At 70.3% G+C, this 17,798-nt stretch carries 14 protein-coding genes and 1 tRNA gene; 4 read left to right on the forward strand and 11 right to left on the reverse strand.

The genetic code is table 11. From position 1 onward, the window contains the following. Positions 1-82 precede the first annotated feature (82 nt). Positions 83-634 carry a DUF1697 domain-containing protein gene (locus LY13_RS03125; RefSeq protein WP_253826594.1) on the forward strand — a complete coding sequence of 184 codons (552 nt, stop codon included), beginning with the start codon at positions 83-85 and terminating at the stop codon, positions 632-634. Positions 635-767: 133 nt separating this feature from the next. Here the strand turns inward: LY13_RS03125 and LY13_RS03130 are convergent, their stop codons facing one another. The 7 genes from LY13_RS03130 to LY13_RS03160 form a co-directional block, all read right to left on the reverse strand. After that, positions 768-2,204 carry an MBOAT family O-acyltransferase gene (locus LY13_RS03130; protein ID WP_253826595.1) on the reverse strand — a complete coding sequence of 479 codons (1,437 nt, stop codon included), beginning with the start codon at positions 2,202-2,204 and terminating at the stop codon, positions 768-770. A 168-nt stretch (positions 2,205-2,372) separates the two neighbouring features. Beyond that, positions 2,373-3,341, reverse strand: a complete 969-nt coding sequence (gene rlmB, locus LY13_RS03135) for a 23S rRNA (guanosine(2251)-2'-O)-methyltransferase RlmB (RefSeq protein WP_253826596.1) — start codon at positions 3,339-3,341, stop codon at positions 2,373-2,375. Positions 3,342-3,346: 5 nt separating this feature from the next. Further along, positions 3,347-4,723: a cysteine--tRNA ligase gene (gene cysS / locus LY13_RS03140; RefSeq protein ID WP_253826597.1), complete on the reverse strand. Its 1,377-nt coding sequence runs from the start codon at positions 4,721-4,723 to the stop codon at positions 3,347-3,349. 17 nt (positions 4,724-4,740) lie between these two features. Next, positions 4,741-5,427 (reverse strand): HAD family hydrolase, encoded by a 687-nt coding sequence (locus LY13_RS03145; protein WP_253826598.1) that lies wholly within the window; start codon positions 5,425-5,427, stop codon positions 4,741-4,743. Positions 5,428-5,510: 83 nt separating this feature from the next. Continuing rightward, entirely contained in the window at positions 5,511-5,978 is a 468-nt protein-coding gene (gene ispF / locus LY13_RS03150) for a 2-C-methyl-D-erythritol 2,4-cyclodiphosphate synthase (protein WP_253826599.1), read from the reverse strand. After that, positions 5,975-6,634, reverse strand: coding sequence for an IspD/TarI family cytidylyltransferase (locus LY13_RS03155; protein ID WP_253826600.1), 660 nt, complete (start codon positions 6,632-6,634; stop codon positions 5,975-5,977). Before LY13_RS03155 ends, ispF begins: the two co-directional genes overlap by 4 nt. Positions 6,635-6,747: 113 nt before the next feature. Further along, entirely contained in the window at positions 6,748-7,239 is a 492-nt protein-coding gene (locus tag LY13_RS03160) for a CarD family transcriptional regulator (RefSeq protein ID WP_253826601.1), read from the reverse strand. A 362-nt stretch (positions 7,240-7,601) separates the two neighbouring features. Here LY13_RS03160 and LY13_RS03165 point away from each other — a divergent pair, with 362 nt between their 5' ends. Both LY13_RS03165 and radA read left to right on the forward strand, forming a co-directional pair. Beyond that, on the forward strand, positions 7,602-8,147 hold the full coding sequence (locus tag LY13_RS03165; RefSeq protein ID WP_253826602.1) for a copper chaperone PCu(A)C: 546 nt from the start codon (positions 7,602-7,604) through the stop codon (positions 8,145-8,147). A 124-nt stretch (positions 8,148-8,271) separates the two neighbouring features. Further along, the gene (gene radA, locus LY13_RS03170; RefSeq protein ID WP_253826603.1) at positions 8,272-9,639 is read left to right on the forward strand and encodes a DNA repair protein RadA; all 1,368 of its coding nucleotides are present in this window, start codon (positions 8,272-8,274) and stop codon (positions 9,637-9,639) included. Positions 9,640-9,921: 282 nt separating this feature from the next. Here the strand turns inward: radA and otsB are convergent, their stop codons facing one another. The 3 genes from otsB to LY13_RS03185 all read right to left on the reverse strand — a co-directional run bounded on the left by otsB (position 9,922) and on the right by LY13_RS03185 (position 15,752). Beyond that, the gene (otsB, locus tag LY13_RS03175; protein WP_253826604.1) at positions 9,922-12,450 is read right to left on the reverse strand and encodes a trehalose-phosphatase; all 2,529 of its coding nucleotides are present in this window, start codon (positions 12,448-12,450) and stop codon (positions 9,922-9,924) included. 140 nt (positions 12,451-12,590) lie between these two features. Then, positions 12,591-14,198: an alpha,alpha-trehalose-phosphate synthase (UDP-forming) gene (locus tag LY13_RS03180; protein WP_253826605.1), complete on the reverse strand. Its 1,608-nt coding sequence runs from the start codon at positions 14,196-14,198 to the stop codon at positions 12,591-12,593. A 24-nt stretch (positions 14,199-14,222) separates the two neighbouring features. Beyond that, positions 14,223-15,752, reverse strand: a complete 1,530-nt coding sequence (locus LY13_RS03185) for a threonine/serine exporter family protein (protein ID WP_253826606.1) — start codon at positions 15,750-15,752, stop codon at positions 14,223-14,225. Between the two features lie 267 nt (positions 15,753-16,019). Here LY13_RS03185 and LY13_RS03190 point away from each other — a divergent pair. Further along, positions 16,020-16,092 (forward strand) — tRNA-Thr (locus tag LY13_RS03190). A gap of 92 nt (positions 16,093-16,184) precedes the next feature. Here the strand turns inward: LY13_RS03190 and LY13_RS03195 are convergent. After that, a complete protein-coding gene (locus tag LY13_RS03195; protein ID WP_253826607.1) occupies positions 16,185-17,789 on the reverse strand; it encodes an alkaline phosphatase D family protein in 1,605 nt (534 codons plus the stop codon). Positions 17,790-17,798 lie beyond the last annotated feature (9 nt).

Consider the following 17,798-nt stretch of genomic DNA (forward strand, 5'->3'; position numbering starts at 1 on the left):
TCCTCGGTGCCGAGCGTCCCGCGCTGAGGCAGGCATTTCTCGTTCGCGCGTGGATGTCGGGGGTTCGGCTTACGGTGGGTGTGTGACGTCGACCTGGTACTGCGCACTGCTGAGGGGAATCGGACCCGGTAACCCGAACATGCGCAACGAGAAGTTGCGCGAGGTGTTCGAGAGTCTCGGATTCACCGGCGTCACGTCGGTGCTGTCGAGCGGGAACATCGTCTTCGCGACGGATTCCACGGACCCGAAGACACTCGAGGACCGGATCAGGTCCGGCCTCCGCGATGAACTGGGTATTGCCGGTGGAACCATCGTGCGCAGCCGCGCCGAGCTGCAGGACCTCATGGACACGGGATCGTTCGGCGACCTCGAGCACACCCGCGAGACGTATCTGACGGTGACGTTCCTGAAGGAGCCACCGGATCCCGTCCCGGAATCGCTACCGGAAGTCGCCGACTCCACTGTCCGCATCGTCGGCTACGACGCCGCGGCACGCGCGGTGCTGACGGTGTCGGACAACACCGCGTCGCCTCCGTTCATGACCCTGCTGGAACGGCGATTCGGCACGGACATCACCACTCGAACCTGGCTGACCGTGCACCGCATCCTGAAACGGTTCCCGGAGCAGTCGTAGCCCGTGCACGGACGTGCGAGTCGCTCGTGACGAGTGTTCCCGAGCGCAGGAGTCGCGGTGCCTGAGCGCAGAACACGCGCCCCGGGAGCTGCAACACGCGCTCCGGGAACTGCAACACGGGTGTGTGGCGGGCTCAGAACTGGTAGTACAGGAAAGGGCTGAAGGTGCCTGTGGCGACCAGGATCGTCGCGTAGGCGATGCCGACCGTCATGATGCCGACGCGCAGGGCGTTCGCGGGTTTCGTGCGTGCCGATTCGAGCAACGGACCCATCACTGGCGTCGCGGGCAGCACGAACACCCCGGCGGCGAGCAGCAGCAACACGAGTCGCTGGTTCGTCAGCGCGGAGGCGGCGACGTCGGTCAGCCCGTCGAAGTCCGGCGTGAACATGTGCCCGATCATCGACAGTGCCTGTGCCAGGTCGGGCGCGCGGAAGAACACCCAGCCGATGATCACCAGTACGAGCGTCAGCGCCCGCCGCGCGATCCGCGGGCCGGTCGACTCGGGCGTGCCCGCCCGGCCCGTCGCGCGTTCCAGGACGAGCAGCGCGCCGTGGTACACGCCCCAGACCACGTACGTCCACGCCGCGCCGTGCCAGAACCCCGTCAGCACGAACACGATCCACAGGTTGCGGTACGTCTTGTGGCCGCCCGAACGGTTGCCGCCGAGCGGGATGTAGACGTAGTCGCGGAACCAGCGCGACAGCGACATGTGCCAGCGCCGCCAGAACTCGGTGATCGTCACCGCGGAGTACGGGCGGGCGAAGTTCTCCGGAAGGCGGAAGCCGAGCATCCGGCCCAGTCCGATGGCCATGTCGGAGTAGCCGGAGAAGTCGAAGAACAGCTGCAGCGTGAACGCGATGGCGCCGAGCCAGGCGATGGCGAACGTCATCTCGTCGGCAGGCGTGGAGAAGCACGCGGCGACGAACGGAGCCAGCGAGTCGGCGATGACGGCCTTCTTGCACAGGCCCAGCGCGAACCGCGGGAACCCGGCGGCGATGTCGTCGAGCCGGTGCTGACGGTGTTGCGGCAGCTGGTCGGCGATCTCGTGGTAGCGCACGATCGGCCCGGCCGCGAGCTGCGGGAACATCGCGATGTACGTGCCGAACGACACCGGGTTGCGCAGGGCGCGCCGCTCGCCCCGGTAGATGTCGACGACGTACGAGATGTGGTGGAACGTGAAGAACGAGATGCCGATCGGCAGGGCCAGCTCGGCGACGGGGAAGTCGCCGCCGAACAGTTGCGCGAACCACGCGATCTGCTCCGTGGCGAACCCGGCGTACTTCCACACCAGCAGGATCGACAGGTCGAACCCGATCACGCCGATCAGCAACCTGCGCCTGCGCGAGCTGCCGCCCAGCCCCCAGTCGTCCGGTTCGAGCGCGGGACCGGCGAGGAAGTTCACCACCATGCAGGCGATGAGCAGCAGCGTGAACGAACCTGCGCCGGTCGCGTAGAAGACGAGACTGCCGACGGCGATGATGCCGTTGCGCCACGCCCGCGGGCACACCAGCACCGCGACGAGCATCGCGGGCAGGAAGTACCACAGGAACAGTGGTGAAACGAACGACATCCGGCGGGCCCCCTCGGCTGATCCGAAGTGACCCTAGCTCAGCGGGGAGCCGGGCACGGCCGATACCGGCACGTTCCCGAGTCGTGCTTCACACCCACCGGCCGGCCACGAGGCACGCGCGCCGGGTGTCGGGCTGCGGCCGAGGCGGAGAGCGTCGCCTCGGGTCCGTCAGACGCGGCCCGCTGTCCGCCTGCGCCGGGCGACCTCGGCCATCAGGACGGCCGCGGCCACCGACGCGTTGAGCGATTCGACCTCGGGCGACATCGGGATCGACACGGTGACGTCGCAGTTCTCGCGGACCAGCCGGGACAGTCCACGTCCCTCGGAGCCGAGGACGATCACCAGCGGCTCGGTGGCGACGTCCAGACCGTCGATGTCGAGCGTGGCGTCCGCGTCGAGCCCGGCGATCATGACGCCTTCGGACGCCCACGCCTGCAGCTGCCGCGTCAGGTTCGTGGCCACCGCCACCGGAAGTTTGGCCGCGGTACCTGCGCTGGTCCGCCACGCCACGGCCGTCATGCCGGCGCTGCGCCGCTGCGGCAGCAGCACGCCGTGGGCACCGAACGCGGCGGCCGAGCGGATGACGGCGCCGAGGTTGCGCGGGTCGGTGACACCGTCGAGCGCGACGATCAGCGGCGGGTCACCCGCGTCGCGGGCGGCGGCGAGCAGGTCGTCGGGGTGCGCGTACTCGAACGGCGGCACCTGCAGGCCGACCCCCTGGTGCACGGCGCCGCCGGTCTTGCGGTCCAGCTCGTCGCGCGGCACCTCGAGGATCGAGATGCCCTTGTCGGCCGCGAGCTGCACGGCCTCCTTGACGCGGTCGTCGGCGTCGATGTTCAGCGCGACGTACAGCGCGGTCGCCGGAACGCCGGTGCGCAGCGATTCGACCACCGGATTGCGGCCCGCGATGATCTCCGGGCTGTCGGCGGCCTTCTTCTGCGCGCGCTGCCGGTTGTCCTCGCGCTTGGCCTGCTGAGCGGCCTTCTTCTGCTTCGGGTGCCCGGGGCGGTTCTCGCCCTTCGGCGTCGGGCCCTTGCCTTCGAGGCCCTTGCGGCGGTTGCCGCCGGAACCGACGACCGGGCCCTTCTTGGTGCCCTCTTTGCGGACCGCGCCGCGGCGACGGGAGTTACCGGCCATGTCCCTCAATCCCTCACTGTCCACGACGGACCATTGGGGGTGTCCTCCACCGCGATGCCCGCGGCGGTCAGCTGATCACGGATGGCGTCCGCACGCGTGAAGTCCTTCTCGGCCCTGGCCTGCATGCGTTCGGCGAGCAGCCCGTCCACGAGCGTACCCAGCGCACGGGCCTCACCGCTGTGACTCGCCGCCTCCTGCCACTGCTCCGACAGCGGATCCAGGCCGAGCACGTGGACCATGGCCCGCACCGACTCGGCGAACTCGCGGGCCTTCGTCTCGTCGCCCGCGTCCAGCGCGGTGTTGCCGTCGCGCACGGTGTTGTGCAGTACCGCGAACGCCTGGGGTGTGCCGAGGTCGTCGTCGAGCGCCGCGCCGAACTCCGCCGGGACCTCGCCGAGGCGCACCTCGCCGCCGACGCGGCGCAGGAACTGTTCCACGCGCCGGTACCCCTGCGCGGCCTCGGCCAGCGCTTCGTCGGAGTACTCGATCGTCGACCGGTAGTGCGGCTGGATCAGGTAGTAGCGCAGCTCGACGGGCCTGCACTTCCGCAGCATCTCGGGGATCGCCACGATGTTGCCGAGCGACTTCGACATCTTCTCGCCCGAGAGCGTGACCCACGCGTTGTGCAGCCAGTACCGCGCGAAGCCGTCGCCGGCCGCGTGCGACTGGGCGCGCTCGTTCTCGTGGTGCGGGAACACGAGGTCGACGCCGCCGCCGTGGATGTCGAACTCCGAACCCAGGTACGTCGTCGCCATGGCGGAGCACTCGAGGTGCCACCCGGGCCTGCCGTCGCCCCACGGTGTCGGCCACGACGGCTCACCGGGTTTGGCGGCCTTCCACAGTGTGAAATCGCGCGGGTCACGCTTGCCGTCGGCGGCCGTCTCGCCCTGCTGCACCTCGTCGGGGCGCTGGCCGGACAGCATGCCGTAGTCGGGCAGGGCGGTCACCGAGAAGTAGACGTCGCCACCGGAGACATAGGCGGCGTCGCGGTCGATGAGCCGCTGGATGAGCTCGACCATCTGCGTGACGTGGCCGGTGGCGCGCGGCGAGATCGACGGTGGCAGGCAGCCCAGCACGGTGAAGGCGTCCTCGAAGGCGCGCTCGTGCGTCGCCGCCCACTCCCACCAGGGCCTGCCCGCGTCGGCGGCCTTGGTGAGGATCTTGTCGTCGATGTCGGTGACGTTGCGGACCAGCAGCACGTCCAGTCCGTTGTGGACGAGCCAGCGGCGCAGGACGTCGTAGTTCAGCGCGCCGCGGACGTGCCCGATGTGCGGGACGCCCTGCACGGTGGCCCCGCAGACGTACATGGACGCCGTTCCGCTACGTGCGGGATGGAACTCCCGTACGTCCCTGGTCGCGGTGTCGTAGAGATGAAGGGCCACGCCCGAAATGGTACGGGCTACAGCGCGCCGTGCTCGCGGAGGGCGGCGCGTAACCCGTCCGGGCGTTCGGCGGTGGGCAGCGGCTCGACCAGCGCGAACTCGCAGCCGATGTCCCGTGCGCCGCCGTCGGCGTCGGTGTGGTCGCCGATCATGAGGGTACGGTCGGCGGGCGCACCGAGGCGCTCGACCAGAATCCGGAAGATCGCCGGGTCCGGTTTGACGTGGCCCACCTCGCAGGACAGCACGAACTCGTCGACGGAGGCGTCCAGGCCCCGCGCGGTGAACGCGGGCCGGATGTCGAACGCGATGTTGCTCAGCACCCCGACCTTCACCCCCGAGGCCGCCAGCTGTTTCAGCACGTCGGCGGTGTCGGGATAGGGCGTCCACTCGGCGGGATCGACGAGCCGTCGGTACAGCGCCTCGGCCTGCTCCGTGCCCGGGACGCCGCTCTGCCGGAGGATCTCCAGGTACGCCTTGTGGTGCAGCACCGGGTCGAGGTCGCGGCGCTCCCACGCGTCGCGGTGCTCCGCGTCGAGGTCGACCGTGAGCGTCACCGGCGCCGTCATGCGGCGCATCAGTTCGGCCTGCTCGTCGGCGTCGAGGGGGGTTCCGTCGTCGTCGACGAGGTCGGTGAACCACGACTGCCGGTGTTCGAGCCTGAACAGCGTCCCCGAGAAGTCGAACATCACCGCCTGAATCGCCATGTCGACGACACTACCGGTGCGCACGTCCCGCGGTGATCACCGAGGCGACCGTGAGGCGGTCGTACTGCCGGAGGCCGACCGGGTCACCGGGGGAGGAGCAGTGCGGTGGCGATGGCGGCGACACCCTCGCCGCGTCCCGTCAGGCCGAGGCCGTCGCTGGTGGTGCCCGAGACGCTGACCGGGCCGCCGACGGCGTCCGAGAGCACCTGTTGCGCCTCGTCCCTGCGGATGCCGATCCGGGGACGGTTGCCGATGATCTGCACGACGGCGTTGCCGACACCGAAACCGGCGGTCTCGACACGGCGGCGCACCTCTGCGAGCAGCTCCGCGCCGTGGGCGCCCGACCAGCGCGGATCGCCCGTGCCGAACACGGCACCCAGGTCGCCGAGGCCCGCGGCGGACAACAGCGCGTCGCACAGCGCGTGGGAGGCGACGTCGCCGTCGGAGTGGCCCGCGCAGCCGTCGTCGTCGGGCCACAGCAGCCCGGCCATCCAGCACGGCCTGCCGGCTTCGATCGGATGGACGTCGACGCCTTGGCCGATCCGGGTCATGCGGTGTTCTCCGTACTGAGCAGTGCTTCGATGACGGCGACGTCGAACGGGGTGCGCACACACATGCCGTGCGGGTCGCCGGGGACGGTGCGGGCCCGGCCGTCGAGCCGGGTGAGCAGCTCCACGACATCGGTGACGCCGGAGTCGTCGGTGAGCAGCTCGTCGAGGCCGCCGGCGCGGACCGCGACGGGTGTCTGCGCGTGGCGCAACAGCGACCGGTCGCGGGTGCCGTGGACGACCCCTTCCGCATCGACGACCTTGATCGTGTCGGCGACGGGTTCGACTGGCACGGCCGCCGGTGCGCCGTCGCGGACCGCGTCGACCACCGCCGCCACCACGGAGGCCGGGACGAAGGCACGCCTGGCGTCGTGGACCAGCGCGACGTCGTCCGGGCCGGGTGCCGCGGCCGTCCACGCCGCCCGTAGCGCGGTGCCGAACGCGTGCTGCGACACCTGCGCAGGTCCGGCCGCCTCACCGGGTGGATCCTGCTGCGACACGGTCCCCGGGCCGGTGGTCACCCCGTCGTCGGCGACGAACAGGACACGGTCGTCGTCGAAGGTCGGAAGGGGGCGAGCAGCACGATGCCGTGCCGATCCTGCCACGACGATCCGGTCCACGCATCCGGAGTCGAGCAGGCCGTGCACGGCATGTGACAACAACGGTTCCCCGTGAACGGGGAGCGACGCGCCGGAGCGCGCCACGTCCCCGTTCCCGAGCGGAACCAGTGCGATGACGTTCAGGGTCGTACGACCTTGTGCAATCGCTGGAGCTAGACGACCGCGGTTTCGAGAACCTCGTCGAGCAGCACCTCGGCCTTGCCTTCGTCGGTACCTTCGGCGAGCGCCAGCTCGCTCACGAGGATCTGCCGCGCCTTGGCCAGCATCCGCTTCTCACCTGCGGACAAGCCGCGGTCCTTTTCCCGCCGCCAGAGGTCGCGCACCACTTCGGCCACCTTGTTCACATCGCCGGAGGCGAGTTTCTCGAGGTTGGCCTTGTACCGACGCGACCAGTTGGTCGGTTCGTCGGTGTGGGGAGCACGCAGCACGTCGAAAACGTGATTGAGGCCGTCTTCTCCCACGACGTCACGCACACCGACGATCTCGGCGTTGTCGGCGGGAACGCGAACGGTCAGATCACCCTGCGCGACCCTGAGGACGAGGTACTGCTTCTCCTCGCCCTTGATCACGCGGGTCTCGATCGCTTCGATGAGTGCGGCACCGTGGTGCGGGTAGACGACGGTCTCTCCGACCTTAAAAACCATGTGTCCTCTGCCCCTTTCGCTGTAGCCAGCTTAGCACGTCCGACGTGTGCCCAACCAGGCGGCTGCCTTCGTCCTCGCAGGTCAGTGGGCTAATCGGACTGCCTTAGGGGCTTGACAACGACGGAATTCGCATACTCACGCAGGTGGGCCGGGATCCGTTTCCCGTCGATTTCAAATCCATTATGGACATTTTCGCCGTCCGGTTCGCGACGAAGTGCCCGGTCACGGGTGTCCACCCCTACGTGGTGTCGTACTCGCCACCACGTGATGTCCGCCCGCGGCGGCCGGGATAGTCTGCCTACCGGCCGCCTCTCCCGGGAGTGGGTGGTGACGCGTTGCAGGCGCAAGGAAGGACACGAGCAGTGAAACGTCGCATGATCGGTGCGGGCATCGCAGGTATCTCGCTCCTCGTCGCGGGATGCGGCGCAGGCCAGATCACGCAGACGGACACCCAGGTCGCGGGCGTCAACGGCGGTTCGGCCGAGGTCGGGACCATCGCCGTGCGCAACGCGGAGCTCGCCTATCCGGAGAACGTGAAGCCTGCGGCCTACCTCGAGGGCTCCGACGCCGACGTCGTCATGAGCATCGTCAACTCCGGCGAGCAGGCCGACGAGCTGCAGTCGGTGACCACCGACGCCGCCGAGAACGTGGCGATCCAGGGTGAGACGGCCCTGCCCGCCGACACCACGCTCGCCGTCGGCCCGGGCAAGCCGGACGCGGCCCAGCTGGACGGCGAGATGACGCTCCAGGGACTCACACGCGAGATCCGGCCCGGCCAGGACGTCACCGCGACGCTCACGTTCCGCGACGCGGGCACGCTCGAGGTCAAGCTGCCCGTGAAGGTGTCGGACGAGCCGCGGCACGACGCGCCCTCCGAGGACGAGGGGCACGGCGGCGGAGGCCACTGAGCCACTCCCGCCGGTGCCGGGGCCGCCGACGGTGCTGCGCCGGCAGTCCGCGCCGGGGCCGGTGACGCCTCGATGACAGGACTGCGCCGCCGGACTGTCGGTGGTGGTCGATACGGTCCCGGACGTGGCCAAGAAGACGTCGAGTACCTACCGCTGCGCCGAGTGCGGCTACGAGGTCGCCAAGTGGGTCGGCCGGTGCCCGGAATGCCAGGCGTGGGGCACGATCGAGGAGCGCGGTGACGCGCGTCCACAGGTCGCCCGCGTGGCGGCGGGGGCGCCGAGTGCCCCCGCGCGCCCGATCGCGCAGGTCGACGTCGAGTCGTCGCGGGCGTCGCCGACCGGGGTGTCCGAACTCGACCGCGTACTGGGCGGCGGCCTCGTACCCGGCGTCGTGGTGCTGCTCGCCGGGGAGCCCGGCGTCGGCAAGTCGACCCTGTTGCTGGAGGTCGCGTATCGCTGGGCCGCGGAGAGCGGTACGCCGGCGCTGTACGTCACGGGCGAGGAATCCGCGGGACAGGTGCGACTGCGCGCCGAGCGCACCGGCAACGTCGACGACTCCATGTTCCTCGCCGCCGAGAGCGACCTGTCCGCGCTGCTCGGCCACGTCGACGACGTCAAACCGGGCCTGCTGATCGTCGACTCGGTCCAGACGATGTCGTCGCCGCAGGTCGAGAGCTCGCCGGGCGGTGTCACGCAGGTCCGGGCCGTCACGTCGGCGCTCGTCGCGCTGGCCAAGGAGCGGGGGCTGCCCGTGGTCCTCGTCGGGCACGTCACGAAGGAGGGCTCGGTCGCGGGGCCGCGTGTGCTGGAGCATCTCGTCGACGTCGTCCTGCATTTCGAGGGTGACCGGCATTCGACGTTGCGCATGGTCCGCGGCGTGAAGAACCGGTTCGGCGCCGCCGACGAGATCGGCTGCTTCGAACTGCGCGACGACGGCATCGTGGGCGTGCCCGATCCGTCGGGGCTGTTCGTCAACCGGCACGCCGAAGCGGTTCCGGGGACCGCGGTGACCGTCACCGTGGAGGGCAAACGGCCGTTGCTGGCCGAGGTGCAGGCACTCGTGGGCAAGTCGTACCTGAACCAGCCGCGGCGCGCGGTGAGCGGACTCGACTCCTCACGGGTGAGCATGGTGCTGGCGGTGCTGGAGAAACGCGGCGGTGCGGCACTCGGCGACAAGGACGTCTACGTGGCGACCGTCGGCGGGATGAAGGTGACCGAACCCGCGGTGGACCTGGCGGCCGCTCTGGCCGTGTCGTCGGCCTTCGCCGACCAGGCGCTGTCGCCGAAGCTCGTCGCGATCGGCGAGGTCGGCCTCGCCGGCGAGGTGCGGCGCGTGACCGGCGTCGGCAGGAGGCTGACGGAGGCGGCGCGCATGGGGTTCACGCACGCGCTCGTTCCGCCGGATCCGGGGCCGTTGCCCGACGGCATCAAGGCACTGGAGGTCGCCGACCTCGCGAGCGCGGTGCACGCCGTGCAGTACGTCCCGGACTAGTCCGTCGGGCGGGTGGTGCAGAGCGAAAGGGCGCCGGCCGGGGCGCCCCCGACGTACGCCCCGGCCGGCTACGCGGGGGAGACGTACGAACTCGGACGCCATGCTGCACGAAATCACGATTTGTGATTCACGCCACAAATTTGAAGGTTTTGTGGTCGGCACCCGTAGGCGAACCGTCGCGGGCGAACAGCGCTGCGGCCGAATAGCGCTGCGGCCGAATCCGGTGATCGAACTCGGCCGCAGCGCAGCGGGCGGTGTGCGAAGCTCTCGGGCCCCGCGAGGTCAGCGGGCGAGCAGCCTCGCGCAGCGGATCAGCCCGATGTGGGAGTAGGCCTGCGGGTGGTTGCCCAGCGAGCGCTCGGCGACCGGGTCGTACTGCTCGGGCAGCAGCCCCGTCGGCCCCGCGGCGTCGACGAGCTGGTCGAACAGCTCCTCGGCCTCGGTGCGCCTGCCGGTGAGCAGGTACGCCTCGATGAGCCACGCGGCGCACAGGTGGAACCCGCCTTCGCCGCCGGGCAGGCCGTCGTCGCGGTGGTACCGGTACACGGTCGAACCGCTGCGCAGTTCGGCCTCGATGGCGGTGACCGTCTGCTGGAACCGCTCGTCCTGCGGGTCGAGCAGGCCGGCGAGGCCCACGAAGAGCGACGCGGCGTCGAGGTCGGTGCCGTCGTAGGCGGTGGTGTAGGCCTTGACCTCGGAGTTCCAGCCGTTCTCGAGCACGTCGGCGGCGATCTCGTCGCGCAGCTCGGGCCAGCCCGCCGGGACCTCGCGGTCGTAGATCTCGCCGAGCCGGATGGCCAGGGCGAGGGTCTGCCAGCACATCACGCGGGAGTACACGCGGTGCCGCGGCACGTGGCGCTCCTCCCAGATGCCGTGGTCGGGTTCGTCCCACCGGCGGCTGACGGCCTCGGCCATGGCGCGCACCATCTGCCAGTCCTCGTCGCGCAGGTCGCCACGCGCCTCGGCGAGGGTCATGACGAGTTCGACGACCGGGCCGAAGACGTCGAGCTGCACCTGGTGGTTGGCGAGGTTGCCGACGCGCACCGGTCGCGAGCCCTTGTAGCCGGGCAGCGAGTCGATGACGGCCTCGGCGCCGAGCTGCGTGCCCGCGAGCGTGTACAGCGGGTGCAGCCGTTCCGGACCGGGCAGGGTCGACAGCACGCCGTGCAGCCAGCCCAGGAACGCCTCGGCCTCGTCGAGGGAACCGAGCGTGACCAGCTCCCGCATGGTCATCGCGCCGTCGCGGATCCAGCAGTAGCGGTAGTCCCAGTTCCGGACGCCGCCGATCTCCTCGGGCAGGGACGTCGTCGCCGCGGCCATCACGCCGCCGGTGTCGGCGTGGATCAGGCCGCGCAGGGTGAGCGCCGACCGGGAGACGAGTTCCGGCTCGGCGTCGGGAAGCTTCAGGGTGGCGACCCACGTGCTCCAGTACCGGCCCGCCTCCGCGCGGCGTTCGAGCTCCGGCAGTTCGTGGGCGGCCAGGTCGGTGGTGCCGCAGCGCAGCTCCAGCACGACGGGCGCGCCGGGCTGCGGTTGCACCAGCGCGGTCGCCGTGTCGTGCACGCCGTCGCTGTTGATCTCCCAGTTCACGCCGGGCGAGCGCAGCACGAACGCCTCGGAGGTGCCGAGAACCTGCAGGCCATCCTCGTAGGGGACGAGCCGCACGGGCACGCCGCCGAACTCGGGCCGCGGCGCGAAGGTGACCTCGGCCGTCGCCTCGCCGGAGATGACGCGCACGATGTCGGTGCGGTGGGCGGGCGCCTCGGGGTCCATGTAGTCGGTGACCAGCAGCCGCGACCAGCGCGTCTCGACGGTCATCGTGCCCGGCAGGTAGCGCTGTCCCAGAGGCAGGCCGTTGCGGTGCGGGGCGATCGTGAAGTGGCCCGCGCCCTCGCCGCCGAGCAGGTCGGCGAACACGGCCGCGGAGTCCGGCCCGGGGTGGGCGAGCCAGGTGAGTTTCGCGTCCGGCGTCAACAGTGCCACCGACCGCGAGGAGGCGAGCATCGAGAGTCGCTCGATCGGCGCGGCCTGCTCGCCGTAGAGCCAGTTGCGGCGCTCCTCGAGCAGGAATGCCAGGATCGTCGCGACCTGTTCCGTGTCGCCGACCCGGTGGTGCGCGAGGGTGTCACCGTCGCCCACCTTGATGCCCAGGTCCGGGCCGGTCAGCTGTTCGAACGCCTTCTCGTCGGTGACGTCGTCGCCGATGAACAGCGCGGCGGTGGCGCCGACCTGGTGGCGCAGTGTGCCGAGCGCGCTGCCCTTGTTCGTCTGCACGACCGACAGTTCGACGACCTCTTTGCCGTCGGTGACCGACACGCCCTCCCACGTACACGGTCCCTTGTGGACGTCCTCGACGATGCGGGCGGCGTCCTCCCGCGAGGCGCGGCGGACGTGCACGGCCACGCCCGCGGGCTTGACCTCGAGCTCGGCCCCCGGAGCGCCGTCGACGATGCGATCCAGCTCGGCCTCGATGCGGCCCCGCAGCGCCCGGGACTCGTCGTCGAGGTCGTGCACGAAGCCGACGTCGAACTCGGAGCCGTGGCTGCCGACCAGGTGGACCTCGGCGGGAAGGCGCGAGAGCGTCGCGAGGTCGCGCAGTGCTCTACCGGAGATCACGGCGGTCGTCGTCTCGTGCTGGGCGGCCAGCGACCGGAGCGCACCGACCGACTCCGCCAGCGGGCGGGCCTCGTCGGGCTTCTCGGTGATGGGCGCCAGCGTGCCGTCGTAGTCGCACGCGACCAGCAGGCGCGGCGTCCGCGCGATCTGCATGATCGCGCGCCGCAGCTCAGCGGGCAGGGCCTCGGCGGTCAACACTCCTCCTTAAGGAGTTTTCGCGGGTGAGTTCTCCGGCTGGGGCCGTTTCCACTCGGTTGTCGTGGCCGCTGTCGCGGCTCGAACCCGGCACGGGTGCTGCCTCAGGCCCCAGTTCGTCGATGCACTCGCGGGAGTGCTCAGGTCGCCGGCCCGGCCCCGAGGGCTTCGAGGAACGAGCGCGCCCACCTGTCGACGTCGTGCGTCAGTACCTGACGACGCAAGGCGCGCATTCGTCGGCGACCTTCCGCGGGGTCGAGCTTAATAGCCTGTTCGAGTGCGTTCTTCACCCCGTCCAGATCGTGCGGGTTGACGAGAAAAGCGCTGCTCAGCTCGGCTGCGGCGCCCGCGAACTCCGAGAGCAGCAGCGCTCCGCCGAGGTCGTGGCGGGCGGCGACGTACTCCTTGCAGACGAGGTTCATGCCGTCGCGCAGCGGCGTCACGACCATGACGTCCGCCGCCAGGAACAGCGCGGCGAGCTCGCTGCGGTCGATGGATTGGTGCAGATAGTGCAGCACCGTGTGGCCCACCCGGCCGAACTCGCCGTTGATGCGGCCGACGATCTGCTCGATGTCGACGCGCATCTGCTGGTAGTGCTCGACGCGTTCGCGGCTCGGCGTCGCCAGCTGGATGAACGTGACGTCGCCGGGCTCGACGCGGCCCTCCTGCAGCAGCTCGTGGAACGCCTGCAGCCGCAGGTCGATGCCCTTGGTGTAGTCGAGCCGGTCGATGCCGAGCAGGATCTTCTTCGGGCTGCCGAGCTCCTCCCGCACCTGGGCGGCACGCTCGATGACGGACTTGCTGCGGGACAGCTTGTCGAGCCCGGCCGCGTCGATCGAGATGGGGAACGCGCCGACGCGCACGGTGCGGTCGTCGACCTGCACCATGCCGGGCCGTGACCGCACACCGACGGACCCGCGGCTCGGTTCGAGGCCGATCAGCTGGCGCGCCAGCCACAGGAAGTTCTGCGCACCGCCGGGCCGGTGAAAACCGACGAGGTCGGCGCCGATGAGCCCGCGCACGATCTCCGCACGCCACGGCAGCTGCATGAACAGCTCCACCGGCGGGAACGGAATGTGCAGGAAGAAGCCGATGCGCAGGTCGGGCCGCAGTTCGCGCAACATCGTCGGCACGAGCTGCAGCTGGTAGTCCTGCACCCACACCGTGGCGCCGTCGCCCGCCACGGCCGCGGCGGCCTCGGCGAACCGCTGGTTGACGCGCACGTACGCGTCCCACCAGCTGCGGTCGAAGATCGGCCGGGCGACGACGTCGTGGTACAGCGGCCACAGCGTGGCGTTGGAGAAGCCCTCGTAGTAGTCGCGGACCTCGGTCGAGCTCAGCCGGACCGGGTGCAGGACGAGGCCGTCGTCGCTGAACTCGTCGACGTCGACGTCCGGCACGCCCGGCCAGCCGACCCACGCGCCGTTGCGGGAGCGGAGGAACGGTTCCAGCGCGGACACGAGCCCGCCGGGGCTCTGTGTCCAGCGCTGGTTCCCGTCCTCGGTGCGCTCCAGGTCGACCGGCAACCGGTTGGCGACGACCACGAACTCCGCACCCTGGCGCTGCCGGCCTTGCTCCGGATCGGGCGACGTCGCGGGCCGGGACCCGTTCGACCCCGCCGCGCCTGCCCGCGACCCGGCATTGTTCGCGGGCTCGGCGTTCGAAGGCTCGGCGTTCGACGACTCGGAGCTGTTCGAGGGCACGGCGTTCGACGACACTGCTTCGGGCTTCTCCTGCGCGGGGGCCATGGGTTGAACACTAGCGCGGTGCGGTTATTCGGGGCTTCCTCCGGGATCGATCGGGCCTGCCATGCGCGGGCCTGCGAGCCTGCGTTCCAGCCTGCCGAGTCCGGTTCGGACGGGCTGGGCGAGGAACTCGCCGAATACCACGCCTGCGGCGAGTGCGATACCGATCGCGACGGCACCCATCAGCGGTGTCAGGTTGCCGAAGTCGGCCAATTCGGACAGTCCGCGGTAGGTGGCGAAACCGGGCAACAGCGGGGTGATGCCGGAGACCGCCACGACCAGGGGCGTCACCTTCAGCCTGCGTGCCATGACACCGCCGCCGAGGCCGACGAGTGTGGCGGCGATCGCCGACGCGACGATCGGCCCCGCCGCGAAGACCATCAGCGTGCCGTAGGCACACGCGCCGACCGCTCCCGCGCACGCCGCGACGAACAGCGGGCGCAGGCTCGCGTACGACGCGAGCGCGAAGCACGCGGCCGCACCCGTACCCGCCAGAATCACGATCGGCAGGTTCAGCACGTGGAGTGGCGGCACGGTCGGCACCGGTGTGCTCGCCGCACCGAGGTACTCGGCGAACTGCATGCCACCGGCCACACCGGTGATCAGCCCCGCCGACATCAGTGCGACCTCCAGACTTCGTCCGGCCGCGGTGACGTAGTAGCCGGTGATCGCGTCCTGTACGGCCGAGACCGTCGACAGTCCGGAGAGCAGCACCGTCAACGCGGCCGCCACCACCAACGTCGGTTTCTCCAGCGGCATCACGTCCAGGTTGACGACGCCGATCGCCGCCGCCGACGCCAGCGCGCCGCCGGTGATCTGCTGGAAGAAGAACGGCATCGACACGCGGTTGAGCATGCGGCCGACCCGGTCGGTCACCGAGCTGATCACGAACGCGACGAGTGCGGTCCAGATGTCACCGCCGAGGAGCAACGCGATGAAACCGGCCATGCCGCCCCACGCGAGCGTCGACACCCACCGCGGGTACGGGTGGCCCGCGCCGGTGACGCGGTGCAGTTCGGCGTAGGCCTCCTCGGCGCTGAGCTTGTTGCGGAGCAGCTTCTGCACGAGACGTTCGGTGTCGGACAGCCGCGTGTAGTCGAGGCTGCGGGACCGGACCACGCGCAGGGCCGTCACCGGTGACAGCTCGCTGCCCCGGTGACACGACACGGTGATCGACGTGAAGATCACCTCGACCTCGCAGTGCGGCAGGCCGAGCGCGCGGGTGAGCGAGAGGATCGTCGCGGTGACGTCCGAGGCGCCCGCCCCGCTGGCCATCTGGACCTCGCCGATGCGCACGACGAGATCGAGCACCATGTGCACGGTCGGTTCGTCGGGAAGCTGGGGGCCGATCGCCGCGTCGGGTTCGACCGCGGGGTGTTCGCCGGTGGGGGCCTCGAGGATCTGCCATGCGCGCTGCCGGAGGTTGTTGCGGCCGCGTTGATGGCGAGAACCACGGTTGTTGTCGCTTTCGTGCCTGCGATCCTCGGCCGGCGCTTCGAGGATCTGCCACGCGTGCCGGCGATGTCCCGCCGTCCTGGCGCGCGGCTTCAGTTTCATACGGCCCCACCTCCCTAGCTGCTCATCTGTTCCCCCATGGCATCGCCTCCGGAGGCTGCGCCGTTGCACCCCGGATCATGTGTCGTGCGACACGTTTCGGCTCCACCTGTTGCGCCGCGTCCAATTTACCCTCGTGTAGGCGTTTTCGCAGGTGGGAGTGTGTGTTCGAGGTGTGTTGGGCCGCTGTTTGTTGCAGGTTCCGGGAGGTTCGCCCGCGCCGGGGAGGGCGGTCCTATACTGGACGCGCGAACCGCTTCGGCGGGGCGTGCCGGCATAGCTCAGTTGGTAGAGCAGCTGTCTTGTAAACAGCAGGTCGCGGGTTCGAATCCTGTTGCCGGCTCCGATGCGATCAGGGGGGCTTCCGGTTTTCCGGAAGCCCCCTGACGTCGCGTGGTCTCAGTTTCGGTCTCAGTTGGTCTGTGGTCCCAGTTCTCACCGACTGGACCGGTCGGCGGGTGCCGTCAGCGGCAGGCGGGTCGCGGTGACGAGTTCGTCGCCGTCGGCGCGTTCGTAGATCGCCCGTGACTCACGGCCGTCGATCTCGACGGTGGCGACGGCGTTGGGCAGGTGCGGCCCCCACACCCGATCCCACTCGACGTCGGCGGGCGCGACTCCGGCGCGGCGGGCCCACCGGCGCATGACGGCCGCCAGCGGCCGCCACCACGCGATCCGGAAACCCCATGCGATGTAGGGCGGCGCCTCGTTGTGCACCGGCGAGCAGGTGAGCTGGTGAACCCGCGACCGGACCGGTTCGGCGAACGTCGCTTCGGCGGCGTAGTGATGGTGCACGTCGCCGGACAGCACGGTGACCGACGCGGGCGCGTCGTCGCGGCTCGACACCCGGCGGACGAGGCGCGCGAGCCGGTCGAACGACTTCCGGAACGCCGCCCAGTGCTCCATGTCGAGGGCCTGGCGGAGCACCTCTGCCCATCGCCCGCGCAGCCCCGGCTTCTCGCAGGCGCGTTCGTTGATCGACTCCCCGTCGGAGATGGAGTGCGGCAGCAGCCACGGCAGCGAGGAGCCGAGCAGCAGATGGTCGAACTCGCCGTCGGTGTTCTCCTCGATCCAGGAGAACTCGTCGTCGTCGACCATCGACCGCTCGCCCGGTTCGAGCATCCGCCCGGCCCTGGTGTCGATCATCAGCAGCCGGATCCGCCCGAAGTCGCGCCGGTAGGACCACCGGACGCTGGTGCTGTCGGCGTCGGCGCGCCGGGCGAACTCGCGCAGCAGCGGCGCGGCGTCTCCGTCGTGGCCGGTGACCGCCGCGAAGATCTCGTCGTCGGCCAGCTCGTCCGGGCCGAGGTTGCCGAGATGCTGATACACCCAGTACGACACCAGCGCGTCCTGGATCCGCTCCGGCCACCACGGCTTCTTCCACATCTGCTCGCGCCACGCCCGGGAGGTGTTCCAGTCGTCGCGCACGTCGTGGTCGTCGAAGATCATCGACGTCGGCACCGTGGAGAGCAGCCAGCGCAGCAGCGGTTCGGTCCAGCTCTCGTAGTAGAGATGGGCGTACTCGTGGAAGTCGGTCACCTCGACACCGGGCGGCGTGCGCAGGTCGCGGCGGTTACCGAGCCACTCCTTCGTCTCGGCGGTCGGTTCGTCCGCGTAGACCTGGTCACCGAGCAGCAGCAGCGCCTGCGGCCAGTCGGACTCCGCCAGTTCGGTCATCCGGCGCGCGTACGCGATGAGCGCGTCGGAGCCGATGCCCCGTTCGTGTCCCGGCCGACGGCACGACCCGAACACCAGCCGGAACGTGCCGTCGGCGCCCAGGGTGCGGATCCGGCCCGCGGGCAGGGCCGAATCCGGTTCCGGCCAGGCGCGCTGCCCGTCGAGCCGCACCTCGTACGGCGTGCTCGTGCCCGGCCGGAGGCCGCGGACGACGACCAGGGCGTAGTGGTGGCCGTACACCTCGAAGGTGCGGGCCGTGTTGCCCAGCACGTCGACCTCGCAGGCGGAGTCGGTTTCGACCCACACCGTCGCCGTGGTCTCGCCGACGTGTCTCAGGAGGGGTCCGAGGAGAAGTTGTGCCGTCACGCCAGCCTT

This window comes from Prauserella aidingensis (assembly GCF_024171865.1).
Classification (GTDB): Bacteria; Actinomycetota; Actinomycetes; order Mycobacteriales; family Pseudonocardiaceae; genus Prauserella; species Prauserella aidingensis.